At 73.5% G+C, this 11486-nt stretch carries 10 protein-coding genes and 1 pseudogene; 6 read left to right on the forward strand and 5 right to left on the reverse strand.

Going from position 1 to position 11486, the window contains the following annotated elements; translation table 11 throughout:
- Positions 1-69: 69 nt before the first annotated feature.
- The 3 genes from AB0C84_RS10695 to AB0C84_RS10705 all read right to left on the reverse strand — a co-directional run bounded on the left by AB0C84_RS10695 (position 70) and on the right by AB0C84_RS10705 (position 2531).
- The gene (locus AB0C84_RS10695; RefSeq protein WP_361063811.1) at positions 70-792 is read right to left on the reverse strand and encodes a zf-HC2 domain-containing protein; all 723 of its coding nucleotides are present in this window, start codon (positions 790-792) and stop codon (positions 70-72) included.
- Positions 789-1280 (reverse strand): sigma-70 family RNA polymerase sigma factor, encoded by a 492-nt coding sequence (locus tag AB0C84_RS10700; protein WP_218826252.1) that lies wholly within the window; start codon positions 1278-1280, stop codon positions 789-791. The genes AB0C84_RS10695 and AB0C84_RS10700 overlap by 4 nt, the downstream gene beginning before the upstream one ends.
- Before the next feature lie 210 nt (positions 1281-1490).
- Positions 1491-2531, reverse strand: coding sequence for a DoxX family membrane protein (locus AB0C84_RS10705; RefSeq protein ID WP_361063814.1), 1041 nt, complete (start codon positions 2529-2531; stop codon positions 1491-1493).
- On the opposite strand from AB0C84_RS10705, the gene AB0C84_RS10710 reads away from it, so the two are divergent.
- Complete coding sequence (locus tag AB0C84_RS10710) at positions 2530-3378, forward strand: SOS response-associated peptidase (protein ID WP_361063817.1); 849 nt, start codon at positions 2530-2532, stop codon at positions 3376-3378. The two genes, AB0C84_RS10705 and AB0C84_RS10710, sit on opposite strands and share 2 nt — an antisense overlap.
- 70 nt (positions 3379-3448) lie before the next feature.
- On the opposite strand, the gene AB0C84_RS10715 is transcribed toward AB0C84_RS10710, so the two are convergent.
- Positions 3449-4255: a methyltransferase domain-containing protein gene (locus AB0C84_RS10715; RefSeq protein ID WP_308206501.1), complete on the reverse strand. Its 807-nt coding sequence runs from the start codon at positions 4253-4255 to the stop codon at positions 3449-3451.
- Positions 4256-4611: 356 nt separating this feature from the next.
- Here AB0C84_RS10715 and AB0C84_RS10720 point away from each other — a divergent pair, with 356 nt between their 5' ends.
- The 5 genes from AB0C84_RS10720 to AB0C84_RS10740 all read left to right on the forward strand — a co-directional run bounded on the left by AB0C84_RS10720 (position 4612) and on the right by AB0C84_RS10740 (position 9692).
- Positions 4612-5217: a sigma-70 family RNA polymerase sigma factor gene (locus AB0C84_RS10720; protein ID WP_173395830.1), complete on the forward strand. Its 606-nt coding sequence runs from the start codon at positions 4612-4614 to the stop codon at positions 5215-5217.
- Positions 5214-5510: a mycothiol system anti-sigma-R factor gene (rsrA, locus tag AB0C84_RS10725; RefSeq protein WP_179843627.1), complete on the forward strand. Its 297-nt coding sequence runs from the start codon at positions 5214-5216 to the stop codon at positions 5508-5510. Before AB0C84_RS10720 ends, rsrA begins: the two co-directional genes overlap by 4 nt.
- Positions 5511-5529: 19 nt before the next feature.
- Positions 5530-6456, forward strand: coding sequence for an NAD-dependent epimerase/dehydratase family protein (locus tag AB0C84_RS10730; RefSeq protein WP_258941470.1), 927 nt, complete (start codon positions 5530-5532; stop codon positions 6454-6456).
- Between the two features lie 547 nt (positions 6457-7003).
- A complete protein-coding gene (locus AB0C84_RS10735; RefSeq protein WP_361063823.1) occupies positions 7004-8353 on the forward strand; it encodes an HD-GYP domain-containing protein in 1350 nt (449 codons plus the stop codon).
- Positions 8354-8363: 10 nt separating this feature from the next.
- Complete coding sequence (locus AB0C84_RS10740; protein WP_361063826.1) at positions 8364-9692, forward strand: HD domain-containing phosphohydrolase; 1329 nt, start codon at positions 8364-8366, stop codon at positions 9690-9692.
- A gap of 50 nt (positions 9693-9742) precedes the next feature.
- Here the strand turns inward: AB0C84_RS10740 and AB0C84_RS10745 are convergent.
- Positions 9743-11467 (reverse strand): annotated as a pseudogene (locus AB0C84_RS10745) (cytochrome c oxidase assembly protein); the annotation flags it as partial.
- Positions 11468-11486 lie beyond the last annotated feature (19 nt).

Here is an 11486-nt window from a genome sequence, read left to right on the forward strand (position 1 = left end):
ATCGGGCCGCCGGCGGAGGGAGCGGGACGATCGGGAGGCCCCCCGAGATCAGAGGGGGATCAGAGGGGATCAGAGGGGAATCGTCAGGAGCGTTCCGCCGTCGTCGAGGCGGACCTCGAAGTGGCCGATCTGCTGGCGGCTGAGCCCGGTCCCGCCCTGCATGACGAGGGGCTTGGGCTGGCCCGGGACGCCGTACCCCTTGTCGGGGACGCTCCACCCCGCGACGACGCTGCGCTCGCCGGTCCGCGAGACGGCCTCCAGGTGGCACTTCAGCGGCCCGCGGATCCCGCGCAGCTCCAGCCCGACCTGCGTGCCCCAGCCCTTGTCGACCAGCGCGACCGTGCCGGACGCGCCGGTGCTCGCGTTCGCGGCGTGGAACCGCTGGCCGGTGAGGGGCTGCGCCACGGGCGGCTTCGGCGGCGGGGCCTCGCCGTTCACTGCCGTCCCGATGCCGATGCCCGCGGCCAGCGCCGCGGCCGCGGCGGCCGTGCCGGCCAGGTACGCGCCGCGCCGGAACCGCCGGTCGGCATGCCTCCTGCGCCGCATCATGTCGATCACCGGCGCCGGGGGCGCGGACGGATCGCCGCCGCCCTCCCATCCGGCCCCGTCCGGAACCGGCCCGGCCGCGGGCGACAGCCCGGACAGGGCGCCGGCCGCACCGGACAGCTCCCTAAGCTCGGCCTGGCAGGCCCCGCATCCCCGCAGATGCGCCTCGAACGCCAGCCGGTCGCCCTCTTCGAGAAGGCCCAGCGCGTACGCGCCGACATCGGTGTGCTCGACCTGGGAACTCATGACGTGACCCCCCTCTCCTCCAAGGCGACCCGCAAGGCGCGCAACGCGTAGTAGACGCGGGACTTGACCGTCCCCACCGGGATGCCGAGGTGTTCGGCGGCCTGGTTCACCGTCCGGTCGCGCAGCACCGTCTCCGTCAGTGCCTGACGGTGCGCGGGGGAGAGCGACTCCAGCGCCTCGGTCACCACGACCTTGCGCAGCAGCGCGTCCATCTCGTCCGCCATCGGGAGGTTCTCCAGGGGCCCGTCGCCGACCTCCGGCGGCCTGACCTCGCGCTGCCGCCGGTTGTCGATCACGATACGCCGGGAGACCGTGGCCAGCCACGGCATCAGCGAGGACGTCCGGTCGTCGAGCCGGTCCGCGCTGCGCCATGCCCGGATCATGGTCTCCTGCACCACGTCCTCGGCCCACGGGCGGTCGCCGCCCGTCAGCCGCAGGACGAACGCGAGGAGCGGCCGATGGTACTCGCGGTACAGCTCGGCCGCCATATCCTCGTCGGCCGCGTCCTGCGCGGCCCGCGCCGCGCCGGGGCGGCGGAGCAGGCTCCGCAGGCCGCCGCCGGGGCGGCCGGTCGATCCGGGAACTGCCATGGCCGGGGCGTCTCCGTCGTGATGGAAGGGCGGTCATCTGGCAGTACGGGACCGCCCCGGCCCCCGGTTCAACGCTCTTGAGACTCTTTTAAGGTTCTCTTCGGGAAGTCAGCGTTTGACCGCGTGCAGGGCCTTGCCGGCCTGCGCCGCGGTTCCCGCCTTGACCGTCCGTCCGGCCTTGGCGGCCTTCGCCGCCTGCGTCGCGGTCCCGGCCTTGACGGCCTGGCCCGCCCGCGCGGCCTTGCCCGGCTTGGACGCGCGGCCGAGCTTGAACGCGCTTCCCGCCGCCAGGGCGCCCTTGAGCGCGCCGCCGGCCCTGCCGCTCGCCCTGCCTCTGGCCTTGCCCGCCTTGGTGGCCTTCTCGGCGGCCTTGCCGGCGACGAGGGCGCCGCCCGCGCCGGCGCTCTTGAGCGCGCCGCCCGCCTTGCGGGCCGCCTTGCCTCCTGCCTTACCGCCCGCCTTGCCGGCCTTGAGCGCGCCGCCCGCCATCCCGGCGGTCGTGAGCGCGCCGCTCGCCTTGCCGCTCGCCTTGCCCATCCGGAACATGCCGCCGGACTTGGCGGTCGTGGCGCGCCTGCTCGCCTTGGCGGCCTTGCGCCCGCCCTCGGCCCGGGCGACGCGCACCTGGCGGGACGCCTCCCGGCGCGCCTCGCGCAGCGTCGCGGCGGCCTCGCGGCGCATCGCCTTCGCCTCCGCGCCGCTCCTGATCTGCGTCTCGCGCACGGCGCGGCGCAGTTCGGCGGTGCGCGGCGCGCGGCGGGGCTCGGTCGCCACCATGAGCAGCGCGCCGAACATGCCGGCGTTCTTCAGCAGGTGGGAGCGCTCGTTGGCGCGGCGCTCGGGGTCGCTCTCGGTCCAGTAGCGGTGCTCGGTCGCCAGCGCGGGGACGAGCTGGGCGGCGAGCACCAGCGTCGTGAGCCGCCGGAACCTGCCGGTCAGCAGCAGCGCCCCGGTGCCGAGGCTGAGCGCGCCCTGCATGCGGACGAGGGTCTCGGGGTCCTTCGGCAGCCAGTCGATCCGGTCGGCGACGGGCTTGACGGCCGGGCCCACCCGCTCGGCGCGTTCGCGCGGATCGCGGAGGGCCTCCAGGCCGGTCATGATGTACGGCGCCGCCACGAACGGGCGGGCCAGGGTCGTGAAGGGTCGCATGACCCGCTACATGCCCAGCGCGCCGCGCCTCAAGCGCGGCAGGATGGGACGCATGTGCGGACGCTACGCCACCACCCGTGCGCGCCAGGAGCTGCTGGACGAGTTCCAGGTGCAGCTCGACGCGGTCGACGGGGACATCCAGGCCGACTACAACGTCGCCCCTACGAAACAGGTCCCGGTCGTGCTCGACCGGCGGCCGAAGGACGAGCCCGACGAGGCGCCCGCGGTGCGGCAGTTGCGGACGGTGCGGTGGGGCCTCGTGCCGTCCTGGGCCAAGGACCTGTCCATCGGCTCCCGCATGATCAACGCGCGGGTCGAGACGGTGCACGAGAAGCCGTCCTACCGCCGCGCGTTCGCCAGGCGGCGCTGCCTGCTTCCCGCCGACGGCTACTTCGAGTGGTACACGCTCCAGGACCAGGGCGACGGGGCCGACCCGGCCGAGGGGGAGAAAAAGGCGAAGCGGAAGCCTCAGAAGCAGCCGTACTTCATCCGTCCCAAGGACGGCGCCGTCATGGCGATGGCGGGTCTTTACGAGCTGTGGAAGTCGCCCGAGGACGAGTGGGTCTGGACCTGCACCGTCATCACCACGAACGCGCCGGACGATCTCGGCCGCATCCACGACCGGATGCCGATGGTCGTCGAGCCGGAACGGTGGGACGCCTGGCTCGACCCCACGCTCACCGACACCGAGCAGGTGCGCGGCCTCCTCGTTCCCGCCATGGCCGGGACAATGGACGCCTATCCGGTGTCGAAGGCCGTCAACAGTGTGCGCAACAACGGCCCGGAACTCATAGAACCGGCAAATTCCGGGGATGGTGACGGCAACCATTCCGACGGGCTCTTCTGACGGGGGCCCTTCACCGGAGCGGCTCTTCGCCGCGACAATTCGGCCGCGGACGGCCCTGCGGCGCGAGGCCCTAGCGCCGCCGGGCGCTGGCCAGCAGGTGGATGCCGAGCGACTCGTCGGTCTGGCGGGCGCCCATCTCCGTGCGGACGAGGCGCTGCAGCGCCCGCGGGGACTCGCCGAGGACGTGCTCGACCGTCGAGGGGGACAGCACCGTGCGCGGCCGGATCCACTCGACCTCCAGGCCTGCGTCGGCGAGCAGTTCGCGGAGCTGGTGGGAGGAGAACGAGCGGGTGATCGTCCCGTCCGGCCAGGGCACGAGGACGACCTCGGCGCTCGGGACGTCCGACAGGTGCGCCCAGTAGTTGCGCTCGGCCAGCAGGGCCATGCCGAGGGTGAGCGAGTCGACGCACAGCAGGACCCGGCCGCCGGGGCGCAGCACGCGGGCGATCTCGGTGACGGTGGCCTCGGTGGCGAGGTGCCGCGACAGCACGCGGTTCTCGGCGATCACGGCGTCCACGCAGGCGTCGGCGAGGTAGGACAGGGTGCCCGAGTCGGCGACCAGCGGGACGGTGCGCGCGGCGGTCCGGCCCGGCTCGGCGCGGCGTCCCGGCGCCGGGCGGCCGGGGCGTTCGGGGTCGCGCACCTCCAGCACCGTGTGGCCCGCCGCGGCGGCCCGGGCGGCGCTGTGTCCGTGGCCTCCCGAGATGTCGAGCACGCGGGACGGCCTGCGCGGCAGCCACCGGGTGAGCTGGGCGTCCGCCACCGCCTCGTAGAAGGTCCAGTAGCGCGCCAGGGAGTCCCCTGACCCGTCTCCGGAGGTGTCCCGCAGGCTGGCGATGGTGGGCTCGGAAGGTCGCGCCGAAGGCACCGAGTGCACCAATTGCTCCTGTTCTAGCCGTGTACGTCACATCTTTCCCCGTCCGGGGCAGGTCATCACCCTGAGTGAGGGACGGGACCCGGCGACCCGGTTGCGGCGCGCCCGCTCCCGCCCGGGAATCGGCGGGGGCGTTCCGGTGTTGCACCCTCTCACAGGCCAGCGAAAGCGGAGGTGCGAGCCGGATGACCACAGCCGTCGCCGATCAGCAGCGAAGTACGGCGGCGCCCCGCGGCGACGCGCGGGCACCCGCCCTCGTGGGCAGGCCGCGCGGACCGATATCGTCTGAGGGGTCGATATCGTCTGAGGGGTACGGCGCCGCCAGGCCGGTCCAGGCCACGGGCGCCAGAGCCGAGGGGGTGGGTCAGGTACCGGGCACCGCGGAGACCGTGGAGCAGCGCCAGGAGCGCTTCCAGCGCGACGTGCTCCCGTTCTTGGACCAGTTGTATTCGGCCGCGCTGCGCATGACGCGCAACCCGGCCGACGCCGAGGACCTCGTCCAGGAGACGTTCGCCAAGGCGTTCGCGTCCTTCCACCAGTTCAAGGAGGGGACGAACCTCAAGGCCTGGCTCTACCGGATCCTGACCAACACGTTCATCAACTCCTACCGCAAGCGGCAGCGCCAGCCGCAGCAGGCGGCCACCGACGACATCGAGGACTGGCAGATCGCGCGTGCGGAGTCGCACACGTCGAGCGGTCTGAAGTCGGCGGAGGCCGAGGCGCTGGAGCACCTGCCCGACTCCGACGTCAAGCGGGCGCTGCAGGAGCTCCCCGAGGAGTTCCGCATCGCCGTCTACCTCGCCGACGTCGAGGGGTTCGCCTACAAGGAGATCGCCGAGATCATGGGCACGCCCATCGGCACGGTGATGTCCCGGTTGCACCGCGGCCGGCGCCAGTTGCGCGGCATGCTTGAGGACTACGCCGACGAGCGCGGGCTCACCCGCGCGAGCAGGGGGTCGACATGAGCTGCGGCAACCACCATGACACGCCCTGCGACGAGGTGCTCGCCCGCGTGTACACCTACCTCGACGGCGAGCTCGACCAGGGCGGCTGCGGCGAGGTGCGCCAGCACCTCGACGAGTGCGGCCCGTGCCTGCGCGAGTACGGCCTCGAAGAGGCCGTCAAGAAGCTCGTGAACAAGTCGTGCGGGTGCGAGCAGGCCCCGACCGACCTGCGCGCCAAGGTGCTCGGCCGCATCGAGGAGATCTGCGGCGAGATCCAGACGTCCGGGGGCGCCGGCAAGCCGGAGAACGTCTGACCCCCGGTATCTTTCCGGTGTGCTGACACTCGTCACCGGCGCGGCCGGATTCATCGGATCCCATCTCGTCGACAGGCTCCTCGCGGACGGCCACGAGGTCGTCGGCGTCGACGACATGTCCTCCGGCGCGAACGTCCGTTCCGGGGTCGAGCTGTGGGAGATGGACGTCGCCGACCCGGCGCTCGCCGAGCGGGCCGCGGCCCGCCGCCCCGAGGTGGTCTTCCATCTGGCCGCGCAGGTGAGCGTGCGGGTCAGCGTGGGCGACCCGCTGGGCGACGCCCGCACCAACGTGGTCGGGACGGCGAACGTGCTGGAGGCCGCGCGTGCGGGGGGCGCCCGCAAGGTCGTGTTCACCTCCAGCTGCGCCGTGTACGGGGTGCCGGACGCGCTGCCCGTCCCGCCGGACGCCGAGCTGCGGCCCGCGTCCCCGTACGCGGCCTCGAAGGTCGCCGGCGAGGTGTACGCCGGGATGTACCGGCAGCTGCACGGGATCGACTTCACGACGCTGACGCTCGCGAACGTCTACGGGCCGCGGCAGACGCCGGAGGGCGAGGCGGGGGTCGTCTCGATCTTCACGGACGCGCTCCTCGCGGGCCGTCCGACCAGGGTCTTCGGCGACGGCACCCAGACCCGCGACTACGTCTACGTGGGGGACGTGGTCGACGCGTTCGCCCGCGCCGCGGGGGAGGCGGGCGGCGGGCTGCGCCTCAACGTGGGCACCGGCCTGCAGACGACCGACCGGGAGCTGCACGCCCTGGTCGCCGAGGCGGCGGGCGCGCCGGACGACCCGGAGTTCGCGCCGCCCCGGCTGGGCGACCTGCCGGCGATGGCGGTCGACCCGCGGCGTACCGGGGAGGCGCTCGGCTGGAAGCCGGCGGTGAGCCTGCCCGAAGGGCTCGCGGAGACGGTCGCCTGGGCGCGGGAACGGAACACGCCCCGCACCTGATTGGTCCACTCTCCCTAAAGCTTCGGGGCCGCGTTCGCCGACCTTTATTCAATTTCGCTGATGCATTTGCGGATGCACGTGCATTCAGATTGTGCAGGCGGTTTGTGCACCCGGTTTGTGCAGGCCGGATAGCGTGGCGATGATTGGATTTTCAACCAGGACAATTGATCACCTAAGGTGACGATTGGTTCACGCTTTGCTCACGTTTTCCTGCACGCCTGTGTGACCTGGTCAGTCCGCGTTAGGCTTATGCCGAAATCAGTGACGGAGCGCGTGCACTCCGAGGAATTCGGGGTACGTGCTCGCCCGGGAGACCTGGACCGCACCGGTCCCGGTGGCCGGCCGCGAGGCCGGCCGGCCCGGTTCGGCTGGGGGGAGGCAAGGAGCCATGCTCAAGCGCGTGACACCGCATGGACACGGGCGGCGCCCGAGCGTCCCGTCGTCGTCGTCGCTGATGATGACCAAGGGCGTGTCCTGGGTCTAGTGCCGGCAGGCACATGTGAGCCCGGTGGCGGCCTGCCAACTCGTCACTCCCCGAGGGGCGGCAATGCGTGGACTACCTCTCGCTGCCTGGGCGTACGTCTGCGGTGTGGTCGCGCTCGCGGCGGGCCTCATCGCGACGTCGTCCTTCACGGATCTCGACTGGTCGAAGCTCGCCGTCCTGGCGCTGCTGTTCCTGGTCTGCGACTCGGCGCCCGCGCGGCTGAACATCACGCGGGCCAGGGTGTCGCTGAGCTTCGCCGCCAGCCTGGCGTCGGTGGTGCTGCTCGGCCCGGTCGGCGCCGCGCTGCTCGGCCTGTGCGCCCTGGTCACCGGTCAGCGGATCCTCGCTCCGGTCAAGCGGCTCTTCAACGGCGCGCAGTTCGCGCTCAGCGGCTTCATGGCCGGGACGGTGTTCAACCTCCTGGGCGGTGACCGCTTCCACCCCGAGAAGGCCCGCTGGGTCGAGAACGTCATCGGGCCGTTCCTCGGCGCGCTGGTCGCCTTCGTCCTGGTGAACCTGGCGCTGATGGCCGGGGTGCTGCTGCTCAGCCGGCAGGCCGCGCCGCGCGAGCTGCTGCGCGAGAGCGGCCAGCTCGCCGTCGGCTGCGTCGGCTACGGCATGGTCGGCCTGCTGATCGCCGGGCTGTGGCCGCGGGTCGGGCCGTTCGCGGCCGTGCTCGTCCTGCTCCCGCTGTTCATCGCCCGCTGGGCCATGGACCAGGCGTACGCGCAGCAGCAGGCGCACGCCGCGACGCTCGCCGCGCTGTGCCAGGCGGTCGAGACCAAGGACTTCTACACCCGCGGCCACTCCGAGCGCGTCTCCCGCGGCTCGGTGATGATCGCCCAGGAGATCGGGATGCGCGCGGACCGGGTCGAGGCCATCCGGTACGCGGGGATGCTGCACGACGTCGGCAAGCTCGGCGTCCCGACCAAGGTGCTGCAGAAGTCCGGCTCGCTCACCGAGGAGGAGTTCGCCGCGATCCAGCTGCACCCGATGCGCGGGCTGGAGATCGTCCGCGAGATCGGCTTCCTGGACGAGGCGCTCGCCGGCATCATGCACCACCACGAGAAGATGAACGGCCGCGGCTACCCGATGGGCCTCGCGGGCGACGAGATCCCCGAGTTCGCCCGGGTCATCTCCGTCGCCGACGCGTTCGACTCGATGACCTCGACCCGCTCCTACCGGGCCGCCCGCACCAAGGACGAGGCCGTCGAGGAGCTGCGCCGCGGGATGGGCGACCACTTCGACCCCGCGATGGTGGAGGCGTTCCTGCGGGCGCTGGAGCGGGAGGGCTGGGAGCCGCCGCGGCCGGTCGTGCTGCCCGACGACGACGTCGTCGAGACCACCCAGCAGGACCACGACGACCCGAGCGCGCCGCTGCGCGTCGCCGGCGGCGACGGGGTGCGCCAGTGACGGGGCACCTATGAGCGGGCAGGCGCGCGCCCGCGACCGGGCCGCGTGGCAGACCATCGACTCCGGCCAGCTGCTGCTGATCGCGACCGCAGGGCTGTTCGTGATCGTCGCGATCGCCGAGGTCGCGGCGGTCGGGCTGCGCCAGCCCGACGTGGCGGTCATCTTCGGCGTGCTGATCGCGCTGGGCGAGCTGTTCCGCATGGTGATGCCGGGCAACCGGGAGGTCGCGCCGATCGCCAGCGCCGGCGCGATGGGGTACGCGCTGCTGGTCGGCGTCGGCCCGGAGGGCGCCGCGCCGGACGCGCCGCTCGGCGTGGTGGCCGCCGGGCACTCCGCGCTCCAGGTCGTCGCGGTCACCGCGGCCGGGATGCTGGTCGGCTCGCTGCCGCACATCGCGGTCGGCCGGTCGGCGCGGCCCGACGCGATGGCGCGGCGGCTGTTCACCGTCGCGGTCGTCGCGCTGTGCTTCCGCCCGCTGCTGTCCCTGCACCTGCCCTGGCAGCTGCTGCTGGCCGTCATGTGCTTCGTGGTGGTGCTGTCCTGCTTCACCGACATGCTGATCGCCGCGATGATCCGCGCGGAGGCCGTGCGGGCGCGGTTCGGCATCGCGCTGCGCGACGAGGTCGACGCGAAGATGGCGCTGTGCGCCGCGACCAGCGCGACCGCCATGCTCATCGCGGTCGCCACGACGGCGATGGGCGAGGCCGCGCTGCTGATCTTCACGGTGCCGATCCTGGTGACGCAGTTCGCGTTCCGCCGCTACGCCGGGATCCGCGCCACCTACCTGCAGACCGTCCGGGCGCTGTCGCGCGTCACCGAGGTCGGCGGGTACGTGGAGGCGGGCCACTCGCACCGGGTGTCGAGGCTGGCGGTGGCGATGGGGCGCGAGCTCGGGATGTCGGAGGAGGAGCTGCTCGAACTGGAGTACGCCGCCCTCATGCACGACATCGGGCAGTTGTCGCTCGGCGACCCGATCCCGGGCGGCGCGACGGTGCTGGCGTCCCCGGCCGAGCAGCGCCGCATCGCCGAGCTCGGCGCCGAGGTGATCAAGCAGACCGGGGTGCTGGACCGGGTCGCGCACATCGTGCAGCTGTCCTCGCACCCCTACCGGACGGGACGCGAGCCGTCCGGCGACGACGGGCAGCGGCCGATCCCGCCGCCGCTCGCCGGCCGCATCATCAAGGTCGCCAACGCCTACGACGACCTGGTCGGCGACTCCGCCGACCGCGACCGGGGCGCCGCCGTGCTGGAGCGGCTGCGGCTGGACTCGGCCTCCGAGTACGACCCGACGGTGGTGGAGGCGCTCAGCCGGGTCGTGGACCGGGGGCCCCGCCAGTAGAGGCCGTGGGCCGCCGCGGCGGCGAGGGTGACGGCGGCGGCCGCCGTCCAGAGCAGCAGGGCGCCGAGGTGCTGGTCGTCCAGCGGTGGCGCGCCCCAGCGGCGGCCGAGGTGCTCGTACCAGCCGCCGTGGACGGTCCCGTCCCGTGTCAGGGCGATCCCGGCGATGGCGTGGAGCGGCAGGAGCGCGAACGGCATCAGCGTCCCGGCCGTCCCGTGGAAGTAGGCGAGCCCGACGACCAGGAAGACGACCAGCGCGAGCGAGTGCAGGGCGTGGTTGCCGAGGGACGCCCCGAGCAGCGGCGACCTGGGGAACGCGTAGAGGCTGAGCAGCAGCAGCGCCGACGCGGTGACGGGGTCCGTGAGCACACGGAGTCCCCGGCTCCCGGCGGCGGCGGCGAGCAACGCCCTGCCCTCGCCGCGCGTCGCCTCCAGCGCCAGCCGGAGGGGCGCCCCGTACAGCAGCAGGGCCGGCGCCACCAGGCCGGCCAGGACGTGCTGAGCGGCGTGCGCGCTGAACAGGACCATGCTGTACCGGGAGATCCCGCCGCAGGTGGCGAGGAGCACGACGAGGAGCCCGGTGGCCCATGACGCGCTCCGCCGCCACGGCCAGTCGCGCACGCGCGCGACGCCCGTCCCGTAGAGGACGGCGCCGGCGGCGATGAGCACGAGGAACAGCGGGTCGATCCACCAGTCGAGCAGGAGCGGGCCGGCCCCGGCGGGGCCGGGCAGCGGGAAGCCGAGCCGCAGCGCGACGACGTCCAGCGTGCCCGGCGCGACCTCCGGCGGCGGCGTGCGGGACAGTCCGGTCGCCAGCGCCATGGTCGCGGCCATCACGAGGATCTCGACGGCGCCGAGCCGCAGGAAGGGCCGCGCGCCGCCGCCGCGCAGGGCGGGGAGGGTGGCGCGCCGGTGCCACCAGCCGATCGCGCCGAGGACGGCGAGCGCGGCGGCCTTCGCGACGACCAGCGCGCCGTAGCGCGACCCGAGGTGCGGGCCGCCGAGCCGCACCCAGGCGTTCACCGCGCCGCTGGCGCCGACGACGGCGAACGACGCCAGCGCCAGCGCGCTGTAGCGTTCGGCGACGCGGGGGAGCCGGTCGCCGACGGCGGGGGCGAGGGTGACCAGGGCGACGAGGCCGCCGGTCCACAGCGCGACGCCCGCGATGTGGGCGACGAGGCTGTAGACGGCGAGGGCGTGGTTCGCGCCGCTCGCGGCGTGCCCGGTGAAGAGCGGCGGCAGCATGCCCGCGAGCGCGCCCGCCAGCAGGTACCCGGCCCCGCCGGCGGCGCGCGGGTGGCTCGACGCGACCGACACGGCGATCGTGGCGGCGAGGACGAGGAACAGGGCCCGCCCTTGCGGCAGCTCGACGAGGAACGTCCGCATCATGTCGCCGGTGACCTTGGTGGGGCCGACCCCGAACAGGTCCAGGACGGTGCACACGATCAGCGCCAGCGTGCACGCCGCCCAGGCCGTGGCGGTGAGCGACGCGGCGCGCAGGCACCTGCGCGCGGCGGGCGCGCCGGGCACGAAGACGGCCGCGACCAGCAGCCATCCGACCGTCAGGACGGCGGCGACGTCGCCGCCCAGCCGCGCCGTCACCAGGCCGGCCTTGGTCAGTGCCCCGGCCTGGGAGAGCCCCGGCGCCGCGGTCTCGCTGAACGCGCCGCCGGCCCGCACGACGAGCGCGAGGACGACCAGCGCGATCGCCCCGGCTCCGATCGCGAGCATCGGAAGGTCCGTCCGGGCCGCTTCCCGCCGTTCCTGTTCGCGCATTGCCGTCGTCTCGCGTGTC

It is taken from the genome of Actinomadura sp. NPDC048955, from assembly GCF_040649435.1.
GTDB lineage: Bacteria > Actinomycetota > Actinomycetes > Streptosporangiales > Streptosporangiaceae > Spirillospora > Spirillospora luteofluorescens.